Origin of the sequence: Allosaccharopolyspora coralli, from assembly GCF_009664835.1 — a bacterium.
Classification (GTDB): Bacteria; Actinomycetota; Actinomycetes; order Mycobacteriales; family Pseudonocardiaceae; genus Allosaccharopolyspora; species Allosaccharopolyspora coralli.
The window spans coordinates 3,086,333-3,110,628 of the sequence record NZ_CP045929.1 but is presented as its reverse complement, the minus strand read 5'-3'; the positions used below and the strand labels follow the sequence as shown (position 1 = coordinate 3,110,628).

Annotated in this window: 23 protein-coding genes and 1 rRNA gene; 21 read left to right on the top strand and 3 right to left on the bottom strand. The window is 69.2% G+C overall.

Translation table 11 applies throughout. The annotated features are described in order from the left end of the window. The first annotated feature begins 54 nt into the window (after window positions 1–54). A 5S ribosomal RNA gene (gene rrf / locus GIY23_RS14620) occupies window positions 55–172 on the top strand. A gap of 156 nt (window positions 173–328) precedes the next feature. Here the strand turns inward: rrf and GIY23_RS14615 are convergent. After that, complete coding sequence (locus tag GIY23_RS14615; RefSeq protein WP_154077167.1) at window positions 329–1,243, bottom strand: hypothetical protein; 915 nt, start codon at window positions 1,241–1,243, stop codon at window positions 329–331. A 117-nt stretch (window positions 1,244–1,360) separates the two neighbouring features. Between GIY23_RS14615 and GIY23_RS14610 the strand changes: the two genes are divergently transcribed. The 17 genes from GIY23_RS14610 to GIY23_RS14530 all read left to right on the top strand — a co-directional run bounded on the left by GIY23_RS14610 (window position 1,361) and on the right by GIY23_RS14530 (window position 18,994). Continuing rightward, window positions 1,361–2,326, top strand: a complete 966-nt coding sequence (locus tag GIY23_RS14610) for a tetratricopeptide repeat protein (RefSeq protein WP_228717303.1) — start codon at window positions 1,361–1,363, stop codon at window positions 2,324–2,326. Further along, entirely contained in the window at window positions 2,323–3,333 is a 1,011-nt protein-coding gene (locus GIY23_RS14605; protein ID WP_154077166.1) for an HAD-IIA family hydrolase, read from the top strand. The genes GIY23_RS14610 and GIY23_RS14605 overlap by 4 nt, the downstream gene beginning before the upstream one ends. A gap of 164 nt (window positions 3,334–3,497) precedes the next feature. Further along, window positions 3,498–3,716, top strand: coding sequence for a hypothetical protein (locus tag GIY23_RS14600; RefSeq protein WP_407646767.1), 219 nt, complete (start codon window positions 3,498–3,500; stop codon window positions 3,714–3,716). 3 nt (window positions 3,717–3,719) lie between these two features. Further along, window positions 3,720–4,583: a TlyA family RNA methyltransferase gene (locus tag GIY23_RS14595; RefSeq protein ID WP_154077165.1), complete on the top strand. Its 864-nt coding sequence runs from the start codon at window positions 3,720–3,722 to the stop codon at window positions 4,581–4,583. After that, window positions 4,580–5,473, top strand: a complete 894-nt coding sequence (locus tag GIY23_RS14590; RefSeq protein ID WP_154077164.1) for an NAD kinase — start codon at window positions 4,580–4,582, stop codon at window positions 5,471–5,473. Before GIY23_RS14595 ends, GIY23_RS14590 begins: the two co-directional genes overlap by 4 nt. A 261-nt stretch (window positions 5,474–5,734) precedes the next feature. Beyond that, complete coding sequence (gene recN / locus GIY23_RS14585; protein ID WP_187351886.1) at window positions 5,735–7,558, top strand: DNA repair protein RecN; 1,824 nt, start codon at window positions 5,735–5,737, stop codon at window positions 7,556–7,558. Window positions 7,559–7,663: 105 nt separating this feature from the next. Next, window positions 7,664–8,848, top strand: coding sequence for a putative cytokinetic ring protein SteA (gene steA / locus GIY23_RS14580; protein WP_154077163.1), 1,185 nt, complete (start codon window positions 7,664–7,666; stop codon window positions 8,846–8,848). Further along, complete coding sequence (locus GIY23_RS14575; protein WP_154077162.1) at window positions 8,845–9,777, top strand: copper transporter; 933 nt, start codon at window positions 8,845–8,847, stop codon at window positions 9,775–9,777. The genes steA and GIY23_RS14575 overlap by 4 nt, the downstream gene beginning before the upstream one ends. A 218-nt stretch (window positions 9,778–9,995) precedes the next feature. After that, window positions 9,996–10,964, top strand: coding sequence for a helix-turn-helix domain-containing protein (locus GIY23_RS14570; RefSeq protein ID WP_187351885.1), 969 nt, complete (start codon window positions 9,996–9,998; stop codon window positions 10,962–10,964). A gap of 157 nt (window positions 10,965–11,121) precedes the next feature. Next, window positions 11,122–12,828, top strand: coding sequence for a CTP synthase (locus GIY23_RS14565; protein ID WP_154077160.1), 1,707 nt, complete (start codon window positions 11,122–11,124; stop codon window positions 12,826–12,828). A 147-nt stretch (window positions 12,829–12,975) separates the two neighbouring features. After that, a complete protein-coding gene (locus GIY23_RS14560; protein ID WP_154078858.1) occupies window positions 12,976–13,608 on the top strand; it encodes an NUDIX domain-containing protein in 633 nt (210 codons plus the stop codon). A gap of 448 nt (window positions 13,609–14,056) precedes the next feature. Beyond that, window positions 14,057–15,016: a site-specific tyrosine recombinase XerD gene (gene xerD, locus GIY23_RS14555; protein ID WP_154077159.1), complete on the top strand. Its 960-nt coding sequence runs from the start codon at window positions 14,057–14,059 to the stop codon at window positions 15,014–15,016. 117 nt (window positions 15,017–15,133) lie between these two features. After that, window positions 15,134–16,081, top strand: coding sequence for a ParA family protein (locus GIY23_RS14550; RefSeq protein WP_154077158.1), 948 nt, complete (start codon window positions 15,134–15,136; stop codon window positions 16,079–16,081). A 31-nt stretch (window positions 16,082–16,112) separates the two neighbouring features. Further along, window positions 16,113–16,451 (top strand): hypothetical protein, encoded by a 339-nt coding sequence (locus GIY23_RS14545; protein WP_154077157.1) that lies wholly within the window; start codon window positions 16,113–16,115, stop codon window positions 16,449–16,451. A gap of 86 nt (window positions 16,452–16,537) precedes the next feature. Continuing rightward, entirely contained in the window at window positions 16,538–17,365 is an 828-nt protein-coding gene (locus tag GIY23_RS14540; RefSeq protein WP_228717733.1) for a segregation and condensation protein A, read from the top strand. Then, window positions 17,362–18,246 (top strand): SMC-Scp complex subunit ScpB, encoded by an 885-nt coding sequence (gene scpB / locus GIY23_RS14535; protein ID WP_228717301.1) that lies wholly within the window; start codon window positions 17,362–17,364, stop codon window positions 18,244–18,246. Before GIY23_RS14540 ends, scpB begins: the two co-directional genes overlap by 4 nt. Next, the gene (locus tag GIY23_RS14530; RefSeq protein WP_154077156.1) at window positions 18,239–18,994 is read left to right on the top strand and encodes a pseudouridine synthase; all 756 of its coding nucleotides are present in this window, start codon (window positions 18,239–18,241) and stop codon (window positions 18,992–18,994) included. Before scpB ends, GIY23_RS14530 begins: the two co-directional genes overlap by 8 nt. Window positions 18,995–19,114: 120 nt before the next feature. On the opposite strand, the gene GIY23_RS14525 is transcribed toward GIY23_RS14530, so the two are convergent. Next, window positions 19,115–20,290, bottom strand: a complete 1,176-nt coding sequence (locus GIY23_RS14525) for a cation:proton antiporter (RefSeq protein WP_154077155.1) — start codon at window positions 20,288–20,290, stop codon at window positions 19,115–19,117. A 68-nt stretch (window positions 20,291–20,358) separates the two neighbouring features. Then, window positions 20,359–20,847, bottom strand: a complete 489-nt coding sequence (locus tag GIY23_RS14520) for a cation:proton antiporter regulatory subunit (RefSeq protein ID WP_154077154.1) — start codon at window positions 20,845–20,847, stop codon at window positions 20,359–20,361. Window positions 20,848–21,186: 339 nt separating this feature from the next. Here GIY23_RS14520 and cmk point away from each other — a divergent pair, with 339 nt between their 5' ends. Genes cmk through der form a run of 3 tightly spaced genes read left to right on the top strand, consistent with a single transcriptional unit; the run spans window position 21,187 to window position 24,214 of the window. Next, window positions 21,187–21,912, top strand: coding sequence for a (d)CMP kinase (gene cmk, locus GIY23_RS14515; RefSeq protein ID WP_228717300.1), 726 nt, complete (start codon window positions 21,187–21,189; stop codon window positions 21,910–21,912). Beyond that, window positions 21,909–22,625, top strand: a complete 717-nt coding sequence (locus GIY23_RS14510; RefSeq protein WP_154077152.1) for a lysophospholipid acyltransferase family protein — start codon at window positions 21,909–21,911, stop codon at window positions 22,623–22,625. The genes cmk and GIY23_RS14510 overlap by 4 nt, the downstream gene beginning before the upstream one ends. Continuing rightward, complete coding sequence (der, locus tag GIY23_RS14505; protein WP_154077151.1) at window positions 22,622–24,214, top strand: ribosome biogenesis GTPase Der; 1,593 nt, start codon at window positions 22,622–22,624, stop codon at window positions 24,212–24,214. Before GIY23_RS14510 ends, der begins: the two co-directional genes overlap by 4 nt. Window positions 24,215–24,296: the final 82 nt, after the last annotated feature.

Genomic DNA, 24,296 nt, shown 5'->3' with positions numbered 1-24,296 from the left:
ATCAAGACTTCCACCCCCCACCCGTGTGGGGTTGCCGGGGGTGGTGTTGAGTGTGTCGGTGGCGATAGCGGAGCGGGAAACGCCCGGACCCATCCCGAACCCGGAAGCTAAGCCCTCCAGCGCCGATGGTACTGCACCCGACAGGGTGTGGGAGAGTAGGACACCGCCGACATTCCACCCACACGGAGGGGCTGGCCACCACGGCCAGCCCCTCCGACTTGTAGGGACGCACTACAGCTTCGGCGTCACCATTTCCCGGTGTGCGGAGGCGCTCCCACCGGCTGAAGCTGGTGGGTTTATGCTGGTCAGATAGCAAGTTTCACAGTGCTCAGGAGGTCCGGTGTCCGGTTCCGACGACAGGCGTGGTGGATTCCGACGTGATCGCCGCGCCGACGCTGGCGCCGAGGGCGGTCGCCGGTCCGGCGGTCGATCCGGCGACGGTCGTCCAGGTGGGCGAGAAGATCGCGGCGGTGGATTTCGACAAGGCCGCGGCTCCGACGAGCAGGGAAAAGGCCGCGGTGGAGACGGCCAGCAGCGCGGCCGAGGCGGTGACGATCGAGGCTTCCGCCGCGACGACAGGGGGCGTCGTGACGAAGGCGGACGCCGGGACGATCGTGGCGGGCGTTCCGACGACCGGGGTGATCGTTCTCGGTTCCAGGGTGGCCGGGACGACCGTGGTGGTCGGAATCGCAAGTTCGACGGGCCGCGCCGTGATGATCGGTCGCGGTTCGACGACAACCGGCGTGACGACCGGGCCGGTGACCGTCGTGATCACCGGCGCGACGACGATCAACGCCCCCGGCGCGACGACCGGCGCGACCGTGGTGATCAGGAACGTCGTGGCGACAAAGGCCGTCGGGACGACAGGGGACGGGGTCAGGACCGGGGCTTCCGTCGCGACGGCAAGGGACGTCCTGACGAACGTGGGCGCCGGGACGATCGTGGCGGGCGTTCCGACGACCGGGGTGATCGTTCTCGGTTCCAGGGTGGCCGGGACGACCGTGGTGGTCGGAATCGCAAGTTCGACGGGCCGCGCCGTGATGATCGGTCGCGGTTCGACGACAACCGGCGTGACGACCGGGCCGGTGACCGTCGTGATCACCGGCGCGACGACGATCAAGGCCCTCGGCGCGACGTCCGGCGTGACAAGCCGCGTTTCTCCGGAGGACGCGACGAACGGAACCGGGACGGTCGTCGCGAGAACGCGCGGAGCGACCACCACCGGAGCTCTCAGCCGGGGCACGACCGCAAACACCGTGACAGGCGTGACGACCGAGGCGGTCGGCCACGAGACGACGAACGGAAGCGCCCGCGGGAGGGTGCGGGCGATACGGTCTCCTCGAAGCCGCAGGAGCCCGAGTTGCCGGAGGAGATCGATCCGAAGGAACTCGACGGCGATATCCGTCGTGAGCTGCGCAGTATGCCGAAGAGCCTCGCGGACAAGGTCGCCAGCCACATCGTGGCGGCAGGCACGTTGATCGACGAGGAGCCACAGCGCGCCCTCGTCCATGCGCGGTTCGCGCGGCGCTGCGCCTCGCGTGTGTGGGCCGTGCGGGAAGCGAACGGCCTGACCGCCTATGCCTCCGGCGAATGGAGCGAGGCTTTGGCCGAGCTTCGTGCGGCACGTCGTATGGCCGGTGGCGCCGGCCACCTCGCGCTCATGATCGACTGCGAACGTGCGCTCGGGCGGCCCGAGCGGGCGTTGGAACTGTCCCGCAGCCCCGAAGCGGCCGAACTCGTCGGCGAGGAGGCCGTCGAGCTGCGGATGGTCGCCGCGGGGGTTCGACGCGACCTCGGCGAGATCGATGCCGCGGTGGTCGGACTGCAGATCCCGGAGCTCGATCCGCAACGTCAGGATCCGTGGAGCGCCCGCCTGTTCTATGCTTACGCGGACAATCTTCTGGCCGCGGATCGCGTGCAGGAAGCGTTCACCTGGTTCGTGCACGCCGCCCATGCCGACGACGAAGGCGACACCGACGCGGCGGAGCGTCTCGACGAACTGGTGGAGATGCTCGGCGGCCACGACGTCGCCGAAGATCTCGTCGCGCAGGCTGCGTCGGCGGAACAGGGTTCGGACGAGGTCGTCCACGACGAGGATGACACTGCTGCGGTCGAGCTCGGTGACGTGCCGCGGGAGCGGCAAGCGATTGCACCGGTCGACGACATCCCCGACGTGAATAGCACGCACGGTGGGGCAGCAGGTGCCGCGGGCACGGCCGGAGATGACGGAGACGTAGCCCCTCGGGCCAGCACGTCCGGTGGCGCGGCCACCCGGTCCGACGACGATTCGGCCACCGAAGACTCGGATGGTGCCGGGGCGACGTGACGGACAGCCTGCTGGATCACCACGACGGCCTGCTGCTCGACCTCGACGGCACCGTCTACCGAGGCGGGGACGCCGTCAGCTCCGCCGCCGAGACGCTCGCCGGCGCGCGTGAGGCCGGCGTGGCGCTCCGATTCGTCACGAACAACGCGTCGAAATCACCTGCGCAGGTCGTCGACCATCTCCGGGCGCTCGGCCTCGCAGCGGAACCGCACGAGATCAGCACGAGCGCGCAGGCGGCCGCTGCGATGGTCGCCGAGTCGGTGCCGCCGGCAGCGGCCGTCCTGGTGATCGGCAGTGCGGCGTTCGCCGACGAGGTCGCCGGAGTCGGTCTCACTCCGGTCCGCCGCTTCGAGGACGAGCCGGTCGCGGTGGTGCAAGGACATTCCCCGACGACGGGATGGGCGGATCTTGCCGAGGCCTGCCTGGCGCTGCGGTTCGGAGCACTCTGGATCGCCAGTAACGGCGACCGCACCTTGCCTACGGAACGCGGCGAGCTGCCCGGCAACGGCGCGATGGTCGATGCTCTCCGGACCGCCAGCGGACGTGAACCGGAGTTCGCGGGCAAACCGCAGGTGCCGTTGCTACGACGTGCGGTCGCTTCGAGTGGTGCGGAACGCCCGCTCATGGTGGGCGACCGGTTGGACACCGACATCGCAGGCGCTGTCGCGTACGGCATGCCGTCACTGTTCGTGCTGACCGGTGTCGGGACCCCGCGGGACGTACTCACCGCCGCATCGGAGCAGCGTCCGGACCGAATCGGCGCGGACGTGCGGGCGGTGACCGAACCCGCGGCCGCGACCGAGATCCGCGGGTCCGAAGCCTGGACAGTGCGATGCGCGGAGTCCGTGGTGGAACTCGGTAGTTCCACGGCGCAGGACGACGCCGACCCGCTCGCTGCGTTGCGAGCGCTCTGCGCCGCATGGTGGGCGACGGGCGAGGGCCGGGTGGACGTCGTCGGCACGGACGCGACGGCGAAATCGGTACTCTACGAACTCGGGTTGGCCTGACCGATGCCAGGTGCGCGCACGCGGCACACCCGTCCGATAGCGTGGAGACAGTCACCGAGTGTGGGGGAGACCAAGGGGAGCGGAAGCGCATGACCTCGTCGCACGGCAGTGCAGAGTCAGTGACCGGGACGGAGTCACATGGTGAGGCGGAGTCGACTCCGTCCGTGACGGCCCCGAAACCGTCGATGTTGGCGCGGCGGAACGCGCCCGACGACGGCAGTGCAGCGGAGCAGGCGATCGACTCGGCACTTGAGGGACTGCGCGGACTCGACGAGCTCCCCGTTGCCGACCACGTCAAGCGGTTCGACACGGCCCACACGGCCCTGACAGAGGCGCTCGGCCGGACCGAGAACCACCAGTCCGGGCCCCACGGCGGGAGCTGAGCGGTGCCACGACGGGCGCGGTTGGATGCCGAGCTGGTGCGGCGAGGGCTCGCCCGGTCGCGGGAACACGCGTCCGAACTCGTCGCCGCCGGGCGCGTGACCGTCCGCGGCATGATAGCGCGGAAAGCGGCGACCGCGGTGGAGATCGACGCTCCTGTCCTCGTCACCGAGGATCGCGACGATCCGAAATGGGCCTCACGAGGGGCGCACAAGCTGGTCGGTGCGTTGGAGGTCTTCGAAGCCGACGGTCTCGACGTCACCGGTCGCCGGTGCCTGGACGCAGGCGCTTCCACCGGCGGTTTCACCGACGCGCTTCTGCGGCGGGGCGTACACGAGGTCGTTGCCGTGGACGTCGGGTACGGACAGCTGGCGTGGAAGTTGCAGACCGACGAACGGGTGCGGATCCACGATCGCACGAACGTCCGCTCGTTGACCCCGGAGATCATCGGTGGCCCGGTGGGTCTCGTGGTCGCGGATCTGTCGTTCATCTCGCTACGCCTCGTCCTGCCCGCGCTGTCCGCGTGCGTGGAGACCGGAGCCGACGTGTTGCCGATGATCAAGCCGCAATTCGAGGTCGGCAAGGACCGCCTCGGATCCGGTGGTGTCGTACGTGATGCCGACTTGCGTGCCGAGGTCGTGCTCGATGTCCTCGAACACGCGCAGAGCGGGGATTTCGGGGTCCACGGCGTGGTGGCGAGCCCGTTGCCGGGCCCGTCCGGCAACGTCGAGTACTTCGCGTGGTTGCGCGCCGGTGAGCAGAGTTCTCGTGACGAGAGTCGGCGGCGCGTGCGCGAGGCCGTGCGTGCCGGACCACAAGACAAGAGTGGGTCCGTGGTGACCGAACAGAGCGCGGGAGGCACGCAGTGAGACGCGCGGTGCTGTTGGTCGTCCACACGGGCCGCCAGCACAACCTGAGGACGGCCGAGAAGGTCGCCGGTCAGCTGATCGATGCCGGCCTTCTCGTCCGGGTACTGGACGAGGAGGCTCCGGAGATCGAGGCGCACTGCTTCAGCGAGGTGGTGACCGCCGATACGGAGGCTGCAGACGGTACCGAGCTGGTGTTCGCGCTGGGCGGCGACGGCACGATCCTGCGCGCCGCCGAGTTGGCCCGCATGGCCGGCGTCCCGGTCTTCGGGGTGAATCTCGGCCGGGTCGGGTTCCTTGCCGGTGCCGACTCGGACGACCTCGACGACGCCGTCGGCGCCGTGGTGCGGGGGGTCTATCACGTCGAGGAACGGATGACGATCGACGTCACGGCCTGGCTGGACGGAGAAGTCTTGGCGAGGACGTGGGCGCTCAACGAGGCCAGTGTCGAGAAGAGCAGCCGGGAACGCATTCTCGACGTGGTGGTCGAGGTCGACGAGCATCCGGTGTCGGCTTTCGGCTGTGACGGCGTGCTGTGTTCGACCCCCACCGGTTCCACCGCGTACGCCTTCTCGGCAGGTGGACCTGTGGTGTGGCCCGAGGTGCAGGCGCTCGTGGTGCTGCCCAGCAACGCCCACGCCTTGTTCGCCCGACCGCTGGTCGTGGCCCGCGACTCGCTGGTGGCACTCGAGGTCGATCAGCACGGCCACGAAGCGGTGCTGTGCTGTGATGGCCAACGACATTTCGATCTGCCGCCGGGTGTGCGGATCGAGGTCACCGCGGGTGGAACCCCGGTGCGTCTCGTCCGGCTCTACGACACGCCGTTCACTGATCGACTCGTGCGGAAGTTCGAACTCCCGGTGCAAGGCTGGCGTGGGCCGTCTGCGGAGTGACGGTGTGGTCGGACACGCCAGTGCGGCGTGTCGGACACCGGCGGCGGGTTCGAAGGACCGACGAGAGTCGCGAACCGACCGCCGTCGGCATCCAGGTTCCTGCACTGGTGAGAGCTCCTGTGCCGGGACAGCCGCCCCGGCTCCCGGTGGGGGAGACGACGGCGGCACGCCCGGGCGTGGATGACGAACGGATCTCCTTTCGAACACTTGATCGGTTCGATGTCGACCAGTCCGGTGCTGTGTGACGCTAGGGTGCGGGGTGTGTTGGCGGAGATGCACATCCAGGGCTTGGGCGTCATCGACGACGCGACTCTCGAACTCGACACCGGGCTGACCGTTGTCACCGGTGAGACCGGTGCGGGTAAGACCATGGTGGTCACCGGGTTGCACCTGCTCGGTGGGGGACGAGCGGACGCGTCGAAGGTGCGCAACGACGTCTCGCGCGCGCTCGTGGAAGGACGATTCGAGGCAGTACAGGACACTCCTGCGGGCACCGTGGCCGCGGAGGCAGGGGCCGAACCGGACGACGACGGCAGTCTCATCGCGCTGCGAACCGTGAACTCCGATGGGCGTTCCCGCTCCCACCTCGGCGGGCGGTCGGTGCCGAACGCGGTGCTCTCGGACCTGTCCGAACAGCTTCTGGCGGTGCACGGGCAGAACGACCAGCTGCGCCTGTTGCGCGGTGGTGAGCAGCGGGCGGTGCTCGACCGGTTCGCAGGCGAGCCGGTGCTCGCGGTGCTGCGTGACTATCAACGGGTCCGGGGCGAGTGGATCGACGCGGCGCGGGAATGGAAGGAGCGCACGGAACGCTCGCGTGAACTCGCGCGCGAGGCCGATTTGCTGCGACACGGTCTCGCCGAGATCGAGGCGGCTGCGCCCGAGCCGGGAGAAGACCGGGAACTCGTCGACGAGGCACGACGGCTGGCCGACGCCGACCAGCTGCGCGACACGGCGACCGGTGCGCACACTGCCGTGAACGGGTCGCCGGACGGGGACCCGGACGTGCCCGGCGCCCTGGGCTTGGTTGGTGAGGCGCGTCGCAAGCTGGCCACGGCGGAAGACCCGGCTTTGCGAGACCTGGAGCCGCGCCTGGAGGAAGCGGCGGCGGTCCTGTCCGACGTGGGGGCCGAACTCGGTGCCTATCTCGACGGCCTCGACGCGGACCCGTCTCGTCTGGAGCACGTTCTCGCGCGACAGGCGGATCTGAAGCAGCTCACCAAGAAGTACGCGGCGGACGTCGACGGCGTTCTGGACTGGGCTGCGCAGGCGCGGGATCGACTGTCCCGAATGGACACCTCGGAGGAAGCCCTCGCGGCCCTCGCCGCACGCCGCGACGAGTTGGCGGAAAGGCTGTCCGGACTGGCGGCCTCGTTGTCCGAGCAACGGCGTGCGGCGGCGGGCAGGCTCGCCACCGCGGTCACCGCGGAGCTGGAGGGTCTCGCGATGGCTCAAGCCCGGGTCGAGGTCGGAGTGCAGCCGAAAGAGGCCGAACGCGAGACCGAGGCGGCGTTGCACGTCGACGGCCGCGCCTTGCATGCGGGCCCGGACGGTACCGACGAGGTCGAACTGCGGCTCGCGGCGCATTCGGGCGCTCCGTCGCTGCCGATCCACAAGGGAGCATCCGGTGGTGAGCTCTCGCGAGTGATGCTCGGTCTGGAGGTCGTGCTCGCCGGCGCCGACACGGTGCCGACCCTGGTTTTCGACGAGGTGGACGCGGGAGTGGGGGGACGTGCCGCGGTGGAGATCGGGCGTCGACTCGCCCGGCTCGCCCGGACACACCAGGTCGTGGTCGTGACCCACCTGCCGCAGGTGGCCGCCTACGCCGACCGACACTGGGTGGTGGACAAGGCTTCGCAGGGCGGCGTCACGCGAAGCGACGTGCGAATGGTGACCGACGAGCGTCGGGTCGCCGAGCTCGCTCGGATGCTCGCAGGGCTCGAGTCGACGGAAACGGGACGAGCACACGCCGAGGAGTTGCTGGCCACGGCTGCCGCGCACAAGCAGGACGACAACGGACCGGCCAAGAGCGGTAAGAAGCCCGCGAAGCGTTCGCGGACACGGCAGACGGCCGGACCGCGGTCCTGACCGAAGCCGTACGGGCCGTAGCCCGGAGCGTCCGATACTGCGAATGGACGAGTCGTCTCGGCGTGGCGAACCGGCTTCACGTGATCGGTTTGTCACCATCGCTGCATGAAGCTGAGTGGACTGCTTGCACGTCAGGACGAAAGCCTGCCCGGTGTGGTCGGGAGTGCGCGGGTCCAGCGCCGCTCGGGTGACCTCGTTCGCCGGTTGAACAAGGGGCACATCGCGGTGATCGACCAGGCCGATCTGGATCGCCGCACGGCGGAGGCACTTGTGTCCGCGGAGGTCGGCGGTGTGGTGAACGCCGCCCGGTCGATCTCGGGCCGGTTCCCGAACCTCGGACCGGAGGTCCTCGTCTCGGCCGGGATCACGCTCGTCGACAACGTCGGTGGCGAGGTACTGCACAAGATCAAGGACGGCGCGAAGGTACGGCTGCACGAGGGCGGTGTCTTTGTCGGTGAGAACGAGGTCGCACGAGGGACCGAGCAGACGGCCGACTCCGTCGCCGACCAGATGATCGAGGCAAAGGCGGGGATGTCTGCCCAGCTCGAAGCGTTCTCGGCAAACACCATCGAGTTTCTTCGCCGCGAACGGATGCTCGTGCTCGACGGGGTCGGCGTTCCGGATCTGTCGGTGGCCATGGAGTCGCGACACGTGGTCGTGGTCGCACCCGGCTACGGGCATGCTGACGATCTGCAGGGATTGCGGAACTACATTCGTGACCATCGTCCGGTGCTCGTCGGAGTGGAAACCGGTGCGGACACCTTGCGCAAGGCAGGCCACACGCCCGACGTGATCGTCGGCGATCCGGAACTGATGGAAACCGCGACCCTCAAGTGCGGAGCCGAAGTTGTGTTGCCCGCTCACGTCGACGGCCACGCGCACGGCTTGGAACGGATCCAGGACTTGGGCATCGGGGCCGTCACCTTCCCCGCGTCCGGCAATCCCGAAGACCTGGCACTGCTGCTCGCGGACGCGCATGGCGCCGACCTCGTCGTCACGGTCGGTTTCCAGGCGACACTGCGGGAGTTCTTGGACAGTGGTCGTGCGGGGTCGAACCCGTCGACGTTCCTGACCCGATTGCGCCTCGGCGGCAAAGTGGTCGACGCGTCCGCGGTAGCCACGCTGCAGCGCAGCAGAGTACCCACGGCGGCGGTGGTCTTCCTCGTCCTCGCGGTGGCGCTGACGGTGTTCGTGACTCTCGCCGCGACCGGCTTCGGCTCCGCGTATCTCCAGATTCTGCTCGACACGGGGAACTCGGTCCTCGAATTCGGCAAGGGGTTGTTCTCGTGATCTCGGTTCGTTATCACATCGTCTCGCTCGCCGCTGTCTTCTTGGCCTTGACCGTCGGCATCCTGCTCGGATCGACGTCGGTCAGCGAACGTCTGCTGACCACTGTGGGAGGTCAACGCGACGCGCTCGGCCAGGAGGTGGAGCAGCTGCGGTCCGAACGCGACGCGCTCCGCGGACAGCTCGCGGCCGCCGAGCAGTTCGGCACGTCGGTAGCGCCGACGGCGGTGCGCGACCAGCTGCGTTCCCGGACGATCACCCTGGTGACGACCGGGGACGCGCCCGACGAACAGCGCGAGGCCGTGAAACGGACGCTCGCCGACGCGGGTGCCCGGGTCACCGGGGAGGTACAGCTGACCGACGGATTCGCCGACCCGAACCGGGCGGACGAACTCCGCAGGGTGGTCACGCAGCTGCTTCCGGCAGGAGTGCAACTGCCCCCCGCGTCGGATCCCGGGACTCTCGCAGGAGGACTTCTCGGATCGTTGACCTTGGCCGGTTCGGGCAATGCCGGGGCGCAGCCGTCGCCCGAGGAACGAGCCGCCGCCCTCGGCGGTCTGACGGAAGGCGGGTTCGTCCGGGTCGCTCAGGACATCGAACCCGCTGAGCTCGCGGTCGTGGTCACCGGCTCCGGGCAGTCGGGCGACCAGGACAGGGCCGCGACCATCGCACGGTTCGCCACCGAGATGGATCGCGCCGGTCAGGGCGCTGTCCTCGCCGGGAGCCGCGCGGCAGCGGAGAGCCGGGGACCGATCGGCGTCGTGCGAGCCGACTCCACGATGGCTTCGGCCCTGTCCACCGTGGACAACGTGGGCTCGGCCCCTGGACGGGTGGCGACCGTTCTGGCGTTGCGTGAGCAGACCGAAGGGCGCTCGGGGCAGTACGGCGTGGCTGAAGGTGCGCAAGGTCCTTCTCCTGATGTGCGGGGCTGATTGTTCTGGCGCAGCGGTGCACCGTGGTCGCGGGTGCCGGGCGGCACGCTCGGGGTACGTACCGCCCGGCCATGAGATCCGGCACGACGGAGGGGAGAGGCGCGCCGGACCGGGTTGGGTTCCTTAGACTTCATCATGCGTTCGAATAATTCGAATTGCGATCATTCGATCCGGTGATATGCATGGACCTGGCCACGGCTGCGTCCGACGATGGACGCATGACCGGTCAACCGCCCGACTCCGTCCCTGCGTCGGAATCCGCTCCGCGGGACTCGCGCCCGTCGTCCGGCGACCTTCGACCGGCCCCGCAGCGGCCCTCCAGCCCCGAACTGAGTCACCGTGTCCTCGCGGCCGAGCTCAAACGCGTCCGTCTCGATGCAGGGCTCACCCACGTCCAGTTGGCGAGGACGCTGGGTTGGCCGCAGGCGAAACTCAGCAAGATCGAATCCGCGAAGCAGGGCGTCGGTGTGGACGCGGTGATGGCGATCACCGAGACGTGCGGCGTCGAAGGTGATCATCGAGCGCACCTCGTCGAACTCGCCAGGCAGGCGCGCCGGAAGGGGTGGTGGGAGTCGTACAGAGACGTGCTCCCTCCGGACCGCCGCTCCTACGTCGGGTTGGAGTCCGATGCGAGCACCGTCCGGGTCTTCGCCACCGAGTCGGTGCCCGAGCTGTTGCAGACGACGGACTACGCGGAGGCTCAGTTGCGGGCCCGGGCCGGCTCCGCCGCCGAACGGCGGCTCCAGCTGTTGCTGGACCGGCAGCGCCAGGTGCTGGCCCGCGCGGAGGACGGGATTCCCGGTCGTGCGGTCCGCCCGTCACCTCGGGTGGAGACCGTCCTGGCGGAGTCCGCGCTGTACCGGTTCGCCGGGGAGGCGCAGGTACTCGCTGAGCAGCGCTACCGGCTCGTGGCCGCGGCGCGGTCGCAGGCAGTCTCCGTGCGAGTGGTGCCGTTCCGTAGTGGTCCGCTTCCGTTGGACGGCTCCTTCACCCTGCTCGGCTTCGGTGACGGCAGACATCCCGACGCCGCGTTCCGTTCCGACCGTGTGGGGTGGGAGCGCTGCGTGGGCGAGAACGCGCTCTCGGTGCACCAGCAAGCATGGCGCGAGCTCACGACGATGGCGCTGGACACGGCCGAGTCGATCCGGTTCCTGGTGGACCTCGCCGGGGCGGAGTCGGTGCCGTGAACGCGACAGGTGTGCCGTCGCGCTGCGGTCCGGGGTGCGCTGCGGGAGGGCGACCGCGTGGGATAGGCTGGAATCCCGTGGGAGTGGCGGGTGAACCGTCCCTGCCAGCGCAGAACTCAGAGCCAGGCGACGGCGTTGACCACGGGGAGCTTTCTTGGTGCCGCACGCACACACGATCAAGCACGTATTCGTCACCGGAGGCGTGGCCTCCTCACTCGGCAAGGGCTTGACCGCGTCGAGTCTCGGGGAGCTGCTGACCTCCCGCGGCTTGCGGGTGACGATGCAGAAGCTGGATCCGTACCTCAACGTCGATCCGGGCACCATGAACCCGTTCCAGCACGGCGAGGTGTTCGTCACCGAGGACGGGGCCGAGACCGACCTCGACATCGGACATTACGAGCGCTTCCTGGACCGGCCGTTGACCAGGAACGCGAACGTCACCACCGGGCAGGTGTACTCGACGGTCATCGCCAAGGAGCGGCGCGGTGAGTATCTCGGTGACACCGTGCAGGTGATCCCGCACATCACCGACCAGATCCAAACGCGCATCCGCGCGATGGCCGAGCCCGACGAGGACGGCCGCACGCCCGACGTGGTGATCACCGAGGTCGGCGGCACGGTCGGGGACATCGAGTCGCTGCCGTTCCTGGAGGCGTGCCGCCAAGTGCGTCACGACGTCGGGCGGGACAACTGCTTCTTCCTGCACGTCTCGCTGGTGCCTTTCCTGGCGCCGTCCGGGGAGTTGAAGACGAAGCCGACGCAGCACTCGGTGGCCGCGTTGCGCAACATCGGTATCCAGCCCGACGCACTGGTGTGCCGTTCGGACCGGGATCTGCCTGAGGACCTCAAGCGCAAGATCGCGCTGATGTGCGACGTGGACTCCGACGGTGTGGTCGCGTGCCCGGATGCTCCGTCGATCTACGACATCCCGAAGGTGCTGCACGGCGAGGGGTTGGACGCGTTCCTCGTGCGCAGGCTCGGTCTGCCGTTCCGTGACGTCGACTGGTCGGTGTGGGGTGACCTGCTGGACCGGGTGCACAAGCCGACCGAGAAGATCCGCATCGGCCTCGTGGGCAAGTACGTGGACCTGCCGGACGCCTACCTGTCGGTGACCGAGGCGATCCGTGCCGGTGGATTCGCGAACTGGGCGAAGACCGAGATCGTCTGGATCGCCTCGGACAGCTGCGAGACCGACGCGGGGGCCGCACAGGCGCTCGCCGAGGTGGACGCGGTGCTCGTTCCCGGCGGCTTCGGTGTGCGCGGAATCGAGGGCAAGCTCGGCGCGGTGAAGTACGCGCGAACCCACGGGATCCCGCTGCTCGGTCTGTGTCTGGGCCTGCAGTGCGTCGTCATCGAGGCAGCGCGCCACCTTGCCGAGTTGGACGGGGCGAACTCGGCCGAGTTCGACGAGGCGTGCGGGCATCCGGTGATCAGCACGATGGCCGATCAGCAGGACGTGATCGCCGGAGATCGGGACATGGGCGGCACGATGCGCCTCGGCTCGTACCCGGCGATGCTGGACCCCGGCTCGACGGTCGCCGACGCTTACGGCGACAAGGAGATCACCGAGCGCCACCGGCACCGCTACGAGGTGAACAACGCCTATCGGGACCGGCTGTCGAACGCGGGACTGGTCTTCTCCGGTCTGTCCCCGGACAAGCGGCTCGTGGAGTTCGTCGAACTCCCGCGTGATCAGCATCCGTTCTTCGTGGGGACCCAGGCGCATCCGGAACTCAAGAGCCGCCCCACCCGGCCGCATCCGCTGTTCGCCGCATTCGTGCGGGCGGCGCTGGATTACCGTGCCGCGGAACGGCTTCCGGTGGAGGTCGCGGTGCGGTCCGAGTCGGGTACGAACACGGAGTGAGCCGGAACGAGGTGGACGGCGGTGAATGAACAGCCGAGTCCTGCGGACCGAGATCTGCCTGCCGACCGGGACGGGCCGGTCGTGCACGACGGTGGCGGACAAGGTGGTGGCCCGGTAGCGCCGACGGAGGGAACCCACGAGTTCCGAATGGTCTCCTCCGAGGATGTCCACGTCGGAAAGATCCTCGCGTTGCGGGTCGACGAGGTCGCCATGCCCGGCGGCGAGACCGCTCGTCGGGAGGTGGTCGAGCATCCGGGTGCGGTGGCCGTGGTGGCATTGGACGAGCAGGATCACGTGGTGCTGATCCACCAGTACCGTTACCCGCTGGGTCGCCGGTTGTGGGAGATCCCCGCTGGACTGCTCGATGTGGACGGTGAGACACCGGCAGCGGCCGCACGTCGGGAGCTCGCCGAGGAGGTCGGTATCGCGGCCGCCGAGTGGTCGGTGCTGGTGGATCTCGCGTCGTCCGCGGGGTTCACCGATCAGTCGGAACGCGTCTTCCTCGCGCGCGAGCTCTCGGACGTCTCGCGCTCGTCACCGGTCGGCGACGAGGAGGCGGACATGGTGGTGACTCGCGTTCCGTTGCAGGAGGCGGTGCGAGGCGTCCATGCGGGAGAGATCGTGAACGCGGCGACGGTGGCCGGGCTGCTGGCCGCCGATGCGGTGTGCCGGGGTCACGTGTCACCGCGACCGATCGACACCGAGTGGCGTGATCGGCCCCACCGATTCGCCCAGCGGCGACCTGAGAATGCCTTGGGGAACTGGCATTTCTGCCCGTAGGGCACGGTCCTACCTGACCTGAGCAGAACGGCGGACGCACCCTCTGTCCATCAGGGGAACGGGCTGGCCGTAAGGGGGGAACGGGGCACCGTGCGGGGTCGATGGTGAGCCGTGCGGGGACAGCAGGTGGGCGACCGGCGCATGCGGTCAGGGAAGGTCGGTGAACAGCGGCCCGAGGTCGTTGGCGGTTCGCGTCTGGGTGGGGTGGCCGACCGGTCCTCGGATTCCTGCATGGTCAGCTGGCCGGCGGCGAAATGGTCCCGGATGCCCGGACTGCGTTCTCGCGGTCGTCGTCGCTGATGCGTTTCTCGCCCAACCCTCGCGAGTGGTTGGTGTGCCCAGGCCGTCGGCGCAGTGTGCCTGACTACAGCCCTCACTCCGGGCGAGCCTCCAATAGGTCGTTGCGGCGGAGTCGGCGCGAGGCGCTCTAGGATCACGGTGGCACGCGATGCGAGGAGCGAGGTCGGTGAACGCTTGGGAGGAGCTTCCCGCGGCACTGCGGGAGTTGGTCACGGAGTACGTGCAGCATCTGGTGGTGGAGCGCGGGACGGCGCCCAGCACGGTCGACTCGTACTCCCGGGATCTTCGACGGTACGCCGAGCACTTGACCGCCTGCGGAGTCGCCGGCCTCGCCGAGGTACGTGCCGAACACGTGTCCTCGTTCGTGGCGGCGTTGCGGTCGGGAACCGGCGATCGTGCCCCGTTGGCACCGTCGTCCACGGCTCGGGCGTTGGTGGCGGCACGAGGTCTGCATCGGTTCGCGCTCACCGAGGGAGTGGTCGAGGCGGACGTGGCGCGGGAGGTCGCGCCGCCGAGCCCGCCGCAGCGGCTGCCGAAGGCGTTGCCGCTGGCGGAGGTGACGCGACTGCTCGACGGCGCGAGTTCCTCCGATGTTCGCGGGCTGCGGGAGCGGGCGCTGCTCGAGTTGCTGTATTCGACAGGCGCCCGGATCTCGGAGGCGGTCGGACTCGATCTGGACGACGTGGATCGTTCGGAGCGGACGGTCGTGCTGGACGGCAAGGGCGGAAAGCAGCGTCTGGTGCCGGTGGGGCGCCCGGCGCTGGAGGCACTCGAGGCGTACCTGGTGCGCGCACGTCCGACGCTCGTCGCGCGGGGGCGCGGGTCGGCTGCCGTGTTCGTCAATTCCCGGGGGACGCGGTTGTCCCGGCAGAGCGCGTGGACGGCGTTGAAGTCGGCTGCGCAGCGGGCGGGACTGGCCTCGGAGGTCTCGCCACACGTGTTGCGGCACTCGTTCGCCACGCATCTGCTGGAGGGCGGCGCGGACGTTCGGGTCGTACAAGAGCTGCTGGGGCATTCGTCGGTGACGACCACCCAGGTGTACACGTTGGTCACCGTTCGCACGTTGCGCGAGGTCTACGCAACGGCGCACCCCCGCGCGCACGGCTGAGCCGGGACGCACCGGGTGGAGCTATTTGCGACACGTCGGCGAGGCGCGTTGCCGCTGGTCGCACATGCCGCTTAGGCTGCGGTCGATCGCCACCGGCAGACAAGGAGTCAGATCGCCATGTCGACACCGCAGCCCTCCGCCGACGGGCGGTCGCGGGGTGCGGTCGACCTGAGCATCGCCCCGAACCAGGCGGATGCACCGGAGGAGGTCGACGCGGCCGACGAGGTCGGCAGTGCCGGCGTCGGTCCCACCGGCAGGCCGAACCGCCAGATCCCGGAGCCTCCCCTGCTGCAGCGGCACGGGCCGGCCACGGTCGTGGCCATGTGCAACCAGAAGGGCGGGGTGGGCAAGACCACCTCGACGATCAACCTGGGCGCGGCGCTGGCCGAGTACGGCCGCCGGGTGCTGTTGGTGGACTTCGACCCGCAGGGTGCGTTGTCCGTGGGCCTCGGTGTGCAGCCGCATCAGCTCGAGCAGACCGTCTACAACGTGCTCATCGAACGAAACGTCAACGTCAACGACGTCCTGATGTCGACGACGGTCGAGGGCATGGACCTGTTGCCGAGCAACATCGACCTCTCAGCCGCTGAGGTCCAGCTGGTCGCCGAGGTCGGTCGCGAGCAGGCGCTGGGGCGCGTGTTGCACCCGATGATGAAGGACTACGACTACGTGCTGGTGGACTGCCAGCCGTCGTTGGGGTTGCTCACGGTGAACGCCCTCGCCGCGGCGGACGGGGTGATCATCCCACTGGAGTGTGAGTTCTTCAGTCTGCGCGGGGTCGCGCTGCTCATCGACACGATCGAGAAGGTGCGCGAGCGGTTGAATCCCAAGTTGGAGATCAGCGGCATTCTCGCGACGATGTTCGATCCGCGCACATTGCACTCGCGCGAGGTCATGTCCCGCGTGGTGGAGGCGTTCGGCGACATCGTCTTCGACAGCGTCATCAACCGGACGGTGCGGTTCCCGGAGACCACGGTCGCGGGTGAGCCGATCATCCGCTGGGCACCGCGCTCGGCCGGCGCCAAGTCGTACCGCACGCTCGCGCGCGAGGTGATCGCCCGGTGAGAGCGGAGTGGGGTCGGCTCGGGGGCGCGCTGTGAATCGGCGGGTGGCGCTACCCGGCGCCGCCGAGTTGTTCCGGACCACGGCGAGGCAGGAGGCCGAATCCACCACGGAGGACGGGGCGCAGGCCGAGCCCGCTCCGGTGCGTGGCAGCGGCCGTCGAAAGCACGATTCGAAGATCACGGTCTACGTCTCGGGCACTGAACTGCTCGGATTGGAACAGGCCCGGCTGGCGTTACGGGCCGAGCACGACGTGGTGGTCGACCGGGGGCGTATCGTCCGGGAGGCCGTGGCCGTGCTGCTCGCCGACCTCGACGAGCGCGGCGACGAGTCGATTCTGGTCCGGAGGCTGCGTGGGGAGTCCGAGAGTTGAGGTCACCTGTGATCCCGGGTGAGCTTCCTGTGTCGGCGGACGAAGCCGGATCTTCCGTGGCGGCCGCGCCGTCCTCGCCGGAAGAGCTGGGCACCGGTACCGAGTCGGAGTCGGGGAACCGGTTCACGGTCCGGCTGGAGAACTTCGAGGGACCGTTCGACCTGCTGCTGCAGCTGATCTCGCAGCACGAGATGGACGTCACCGAGGTGGCGTTGCACAAGGTCACCGACGAGTTCCTCGCCCATACTCGCAGCCTCGGTCAGCGTTCGAACCTCGACGAGACCACCGAGTTCCTGGTGGTCGCGGCGACGTTGCTGGACCTGAAGGCGGCGCGGTTGTTGCCCGCCGCCGAGGTCGAGAACGAGGACGATCTCGCGTTGCTGGAGGCGCGGGACCTGTTGTTCGCGCGGTTGCTGCAGTATCGCGCGTACAAGCAGGTGGCGGCGCTGTTCGGCGAGTTGGAGGCGGGTGCGTTGCGCCGCTATCCGCGGTCGGTGGCCGTGGAGGACCGGTTCGAGGCGCTGTTGCCCGAGGTGACGATCGGGGTGGATCCACAGCGGTTCGCGGAGGTCGCGGCCGCGGTGTTCCGCCCGAAGCCGCCGCCGGCGGTGTCGTTGGAACATCTTCACCAGCACCAGGTGTCGGTGCGGGAACACGCCGCGTTGTTGCGGATCAGGCTGGCAGAACGGGGCCGCGCGGGGTTCGGTGCGTTGGTCGAGGACTGTGCGCACACGGTGGAGATCGTCGCGCGGTTCCTGGCGCTGCTGGAGTTGTTCCGGGAACGCGTCGTCGCGTTCGACCAGGAGAATCCGTTAGGGGAGCTGACGGTGAGCTGGGAGGGCGGCAGCGTGGATCAGGCGCGGGCCGAGGCGGAGCGGCTGCAGTCGAGCGATGAGGAAGAGGAGTACGGGTGAGCGACGGCGAGGCCGGGGAAGATCCGGCCGAGCAGACTGCCGACGGTGCGCCCCAGCGCGTCGGGGACGGGGCGTCGCGGGAGGACGAGATCGGCGGTTCGAGCGGGGACATTCCCGTGGCGGCGAACGCTCCGGTGACGGGGGAGTCCGACCGAGCAGCCGACGCCGGGGCGTCGATCGGGTCAGACGCCGGTTCCGGGGTCGCCGCATCCGATGGCTCCGTTGTCGCCTCGAATGCCGAGGTCGCCGACCCGGTCGCCGAGGCCGATCAGGCAGGAGATCCGGCCGAGAAGGCAGGGGACGTGGCCGAGCCGTCGCCGGTGGGCGAGGCGCCCGACCTGACGGACGACGCCGATCTCGACGCGGCGCTGGAGGCGTTGCTGCTGGTCGTCGACGTGCCCGCGGGGGAGGAACTGCTCGCGGACGCGCTCGAACAGCCGGTGGCACGTGTCCGGTCGGCGTTGGAGCGTCTCGCGGCCGGGTACGCCGAGGCCGCTCGGGGGATCGATCTGCGTCGCGTCGGCGATGGCTGGCGGTTCTACACACGGGAGAGGTACGCGCCGTACGTCGAGCGGTACCTGCTGGACGGACAGCGGTCCAAGCTGACCCGGGCCGCGCTGGAGACCTTGGCCGTGGTCGCCTACCGGCAGCCGGTGACGCGGTCGCGCGTCGCGGCGGTACGCGGTGTGAACGTCGACGGCGTCATCCGTACCCTGGTGGGTCGTGGCCTCGTCGAGGAGGCCGGTACCGACCCGAGCACGGGCGGGATTCTCTACTGCACGACGGAGCTGTTCCTGGAACGCCTCGGTCTGTCGTCGTTGAAGGATCTGCCGCCGTTGGCTCCCTTGTTGCCCGAAGTGGATGCGATCGACGATGTCTGAACACCCCGCCCCCGCCGACCCGGCCGCCGAGGGGATCCGGTTGCAGAAGGTGCTGTCCAAGGCCGGGGTGGCCTCGCGCCGTGCCGCCGAGCAGATGATCGCGGAGGGCCGGGTCGAGGTCGACGACGAGATCGTGACCGAGATGGGGCGGCGGATCGACCCGGCGACTTCGCAGGTCCGGGTCGACGGCAGCCGGGTGATCGTCAACGAGGACGTGACGCACCTGCTGCTGAACAAGCCGACGGGCATTCTCTGCACGATGTCCGACGACCAGAACAGGCCGTGCATCGGCGACTATCTGCGCGAGCACGAGGGACTGTTCCATGTGGGGCGCCTCGACGTCGACACCGAGGGCCTGTTGCTCGTTACCAACGACGGGGAGTTGGCGCACCGGCTCATGCATCCGTCGTACGAAGTGCGCAAGACCTATCTCGCGGAGGTGGCCGCGCCGATCGAGAAGGATCTGGGGCGCAGGTTGCGGGACGGGGTGACGCTCGACGACGGTCCCGCCAAGGTCGACAAGTTCAAGCTCGTGGATCTCAACGGCAAACGCGCACTCGTGGAGATCGTGCTGCACGAGGGACGCAAGCACATCGTGCGGCGCCTCTTGGAGCACGTGGGTCACCCGGTGCACCGCCTGGTCCGGACCGCGATCGGTGAGGTGCGGTTGACCACGGAGCGGCCCGGCGCGATCCGCAAGCTGGACCGTAAGGAAGTGGGCGGCCTCTACAAGGCCGTCGGTCTCTGATCGGATTGTTTCGCCGCACTGTTCGAACCCGCGCGTATCCCCAAGATTCTGTTGTCGCGATGAGTTCAGTGTCGAATGAAATTGATGTCTTCCTGGTCAGCTAATCCCACAACGGAAGACTCAGGACAAGCTGGGGACGCGACGGACCACCTGCTTGGCCACCGGTTCGACGATCCGGGCGGCGACGGGACCGAGGATGGCCATGAGCAGCACGTACGCGGTAGCCAGCGCTGCGAGCTGACTGTCGACGCCGCCGGACGCGACTGCCAGCCCGGCGATGACGATGGAGAACTCGCCTCGGGCGACGAGGGCGGCGCCTGCGCGGGCTCGGCCCAGCTTCCGCACACCGTGGCGGGCCGCCGCGAACCAACCGGTCGCGATCTTGGTGGCAGCCGTGACGAGGGCCAGCAGCACGGCGAAGCCGAGCACCGGCGGGATCGCGGACGGATCGGTGTTGAGGCCGAACACGACGAAGAAGATGGCCGCGAACAGGTCTCGCAGCGGCTCCAGCATCCGCGTCGCGTTCTCCGCCGTGGATCCGGAGATGGCGATGCCGAGCAGGAACGAGCCGACAGCCGCCGAGACCTGGAGTTCGGAGGCGAGACCGGCGACGAGCAACGCCGACCCGAGCAGCCGCAGCAGGAACACTTCGGGGTCGGTGCTGTCGATGAGGGCCGAGACGTATTTGCCGAAGCGGAGTGCCACCAGCAACACGAGCGTGATCACCACGAGTGAGACGCCGACCGCGGTGAGACCGCCGAGGAAGCTCACACCGGCGAGCAGGGCGGTGAGGATCGGCAGGTACACCGCCATGGCGAGGTCTTCGAACACGAGGATCGAGAGCACGACGGGCGTTTCGCGGTTGCCGAGTCGTCCGAGGTCGCCGAGGACCTTCGCGACGATCCCGGAGGACGAGATGTAGGTAACGCCCGCCATCGTGAGCGCGCCGATCGGTCCCCAGCCGAGCAGCCATGCGACGATCGCGCCGGGCGCCGCGTTGAGCACGATGTCGACGAGTCCCGCCACCCAGGAGCGTTTGAGTCCGGTGACGAGTTCCCCGGCCGAGTACTCCAGGCCGAGCAGCAACAGCAGCAGCACGACGCCGATCTCGGCTGCGAGGTGCGTGAACGGTTCGATGCCGTGCAGCGGAATGAGCCCGCCCTGGCCGAAGGCGAGGCCACCGAGCAGGTACAGCGGGATGGGGGAGATCCCGATTCGCCAGGCGAGGCGCCCGAGGACACCCAGACCGAAGAACACCGCCCCCAGTTCGATCAGGGAAACCGCTGTTTCGTGCACTTCCTGCCTCTCGCCTTTCCCCTGTGGTGTGAAGTTGTCGAGTCGCGCGCGGTCCGAGTCCGCGAGGGTTAGTCGGTTCCGCGTTCCAGGATCTCGCTGGCCGCCTTGAGGCCTTCGGGGGTGCCAACGACGATCACCAGGTCACCGCCGGCGAACAGGAAGTCGGGCCGGGGAGAGGGGTGCACCGTCGCGCTGCGGACGACCGCGACGATCGAGGTGGAGGTCCGCGTCCGCATCTCCGTCGCGGACAGGGGCAGGCCGTCGAACGGCGATCCGGTGCCGACCGGCAGTTGCCATGTCGTGACTCCGGTGACCTCGCTCTGCTGTTCGGTGAGCTGGGCGACGAGGTGCGGGGCACCGAGCAGGTTCGCCAGGGCGCTCGTCTCGTGCGTCGTCAGCGCCACCGAGGCCGCGATCTTGTCGGGGTCGTCGTGGTCGGAGACGATCAGCTCGAACCGGCCGTCCCGATAGGAGATGACGCCGACGCGATGTCCGGATCGGGTGCTGAAGTCCTGTTGGGTACCGAGTCCCGGCAGCGGGGTCACTGTGACATCCACGCGGGGGAGCCTACGCCGGTCCCACTCCGCAGGTGTGAGGGCATTCTCGCAGGTCGGAGGTTTGTGTCGGTTCGTCGGCGAATGTGTGAATGGTCCGGTGTGCGCGGTACCGGCTACGTCGGGACCCCGTGGCGAGCGTCTCCGCTCCCGCTGTTCGGTCGTCGTCGGCGGCAGCCGTGACCGGTAACCGGATGCGGGTGGGAGTCGGCGGGCCGTACCAGGCAGAATGAAGGGCTGGTTCCCCTTTCCGTCCGTGGGTGCTCCCGCATGTGCACGTGGGTGCTGCGGCGGGTGCGGTGGACGGTGACCGGTGGCGACGTGACGAGGAGGACGGGCGACGTGGCACAGGCACGACTGCGAGGTGTCGTCGCGCTGGATGGGCCGTCGGGGACGGGCAAGTCCACGGTCGCGCGCGGGCTGGCGACGGCATTGGGAGCGTCGTACCTGGACACGGGTGCGATGTACCGGGCGGTGACATTGGCGGTGCTGCGCGCCGGGACCGACCCGGGTGACGCGGCGGCCGTGGCGTCGGTGTCGGAGTCGCTCAGACTCGAGATGAGTACCGAACCGGAGCGTCCCGGCGTGTCGCTGGACGGCGAAGACGTCGATCGTGAGATCCGGGGCGCGGAGGTCACCGGTGCGGTCTCGGCGGTCTCTGCGGTCGCACGGGTGCGGGAACTGCTCGTCGCCGAGCAGCGTCGGCTGATCGACGAGGCTCTCGCCTCGCCCGGCGGGGTCGTGGTCGAAGGCCGCGACATCGGAGGTGTCGTGGCGCCGGAGGCAGGACTCAAGGTCTACCTGACTGCCTCCGCGCACACCCGTGCTCTGCGTCGGAGTGCTCAGGACTCCGCGGACGGCCGCGTGAGCGACGTCGACCGGACGCGGGACGACGTGCAGCGGCGGGACACGATCGACTCGCAGCGCGCGGTCTCGCCGCTGCGTCGAGCCGACGACGCCGTCGAGGTCGACACCACCGAGTTGGACGTTCCCGGCGTGCTGGCTCGGTTGCGCGAGCTGGTGACCGAGCGTGCCCTACTCGCCGGAGTGGAACGGACGGGCCGGTGAGCGCCGAGCGCGCAGGCGCGTCCGGGGCCGCGTCGCACGACGCCGGGTCGGTGTTGCCGGAGGGTGGGTCGCTCGCGTTGCATCGAGTGGGCCGGTGGATCGGGGCGACGGTCGTGCGACTGCCCTTCCGAGTGCGGATTCACCACCGCGAGCGGGTGCCGAGCTCGGGCCCGTTGGTGCTGGTGGCCAACCACAGTTCGCTGATGGAGGGGCCACTGTTGTTCGGCATGCTGCCCCACAGTGCCGTGTTCCTCATCAAGCACGAGCTCTTCCGTGGCCCGCTGGGGTGGTTCCTGCGCAAGATCGGCCAGTTGCCGGTGCGGCGCGGTGAACCCGATCGGCGTCCGTTGCTCGCGGCGGTGCGGGTGTTGCGGGCCGGCGGTCTCGTCGCCGTGTTCCCGGAAGGCACCCGGGGGACCGGGGACGTGAAGACGGCTCAGGACGGGGCGGCGTGGCTGGCGCGCACGTCCGGAGCGCGGGTGTTGCCGGTGGTCTGCCGCGGGACGTATCGCCCGCCCGGCAGTCGCCGCCGGTTCCTTCCCCGGGTGGACGTGCTGTTCGGGGAGCCGGTGACGTTGACCGGCGCCAAGGGGCGTACGGGGCTGTCGGAGGCCACCGAACAGATTCGAGACGAGTTGGTCGCCCTGGTCGCCGAGTTGGATCGGACGGTCGGCGGCGGACGTGACGACAAGGCGAGAGGGAAACAGGCGTGACGGAATCGCGTGAGGACGCGGCCGGGCCATGGGACGCCCCGGTCGACCCCGGCGGGCTCGACGGCACGTGGTCCGACGAGGCGGACTGGTCGGCTGTCGAGGGGATGCCGGAGGACGGTGACGGCGAGGAAGGCGCGCGCGCTCCGCAACCGGTGCTGGCCGTCGTGGGGCGGCCGAACGTCGGCAAGTCGACTCTGGTGAATCGCCTGTTGGGGCGCCGCGAGGCGGTCGTGCAGGACAACCCCGGCGTCACGCGGGACCGGGTCGCCTACGACGCGCTCTGGAACGGCAGGCGGTTCACGGTGCTTGACACGGGTGGCTGGGAGCCGGACGCGAAGGGGTTGCAGGCGGCGGTGGCTGCGCAGGCCGAGCTGGCGATCGCCGCGGCGGACGCGGTGCTGCTCGTCGTCGACGCGCGTGTGGGCGCGACGGACACCGAGGAAGCCGTCGCCCGCGTGCTGCGCCGCGCGAAGTGCCCGGTGCTGGTGGCGGCGAACAAGGTCGACAACGAGCGCGGGTACGCCGAGGCGATGTCGTTGTGGTCGCTGGGGTTGGGCGAGCCGATGCCGGTGAGCGCCCTGCACGGTCGCGGCTCTGGCGACCTGCTCGACGCGGTGTTGGAGGCGTTCCCCGCGGTGCCGAAGGAGGAGCTCGGCACCGGCGCCGGACCGCGGAAGGTCGCCCTGGTCGGCAAACCGAACGTGGGTAAGTCCTCGCTGCTGAACCAGCTGACCGGCGAGCAGCGAGCGGTCGTCGACGAGGTCTCCGGGACGACCGTGGACCCGGTGGACTCGATGGTCGAGCTCGACGGGCAGGTGTGGCGGTTCATCGACACCGCCGGGCTGCGCAAGCGGGTGCGGACGGCCAGCGGCACCGAGTACTACGCGTCGTTGCGAACGAAGCAGGCGATCGAGGCCGCGGAGGTCGCGATCGTGCTCGTCGACGCGTCCGAACCCTTGTCCGAACAGGACCTGCGGGTGATCTCGATGGTGGTCGAGGCGGGTCGGGCGCTGGTGATCGCCTACAACAAGTGGGACCTGGTCGATCACGAGCGTCGTTTCCAGCTGGACAAGGAGATCGACCGCGACATGGTGCAGTCGCGGTGGGCCGAGCGTGTCAACGTCTCGGCGCAGACGGGTCGTGCGGTGCGCAAGCTCGCACCCGCGCTGCGAACGGCGTTGGCGTCCTGGGACGAGCGCGTGCCGACGGGCAAGCTCAACTCGTGGCTCTCGGAGGTGGTCGCGGCGCATCCGCCGCCGGCACGGGGCGGTAAGCAGCCGAAAGTGCTGTTCGCGACGCAGGCTCGGCCGCGGCCGCCGACACTCGTGCTGTTCACGACCGGGTTCCTGGAAGCCGGGTACCGGCGGTTCCTGGAACGCAAGTTCCGGGAGACGTTCGGATTCGTGGGGTCTCCGGTGCGGATCTCGGTGCGTGTCCGGGAAGGCAAGGGCGATTCCGGTCGCCAGGGCGGCAAGGGCGGTTCCGGTCGCCAGGGCGGCAAGAGTGTGTCCGGCGGCAAGGGTGGCTCGGGACGTAAGGGCGGCTCCGGGCGTCCGCCGGGCAAGGGCACCAAGAGCAGGAAGCGTTAGGGCAGCGGAACCTCACCTCGCGTCTGGCTGCGGGATCGTCGACATCGAGTAGCGCCCTACACCACGTCGGCCACGAGATGAG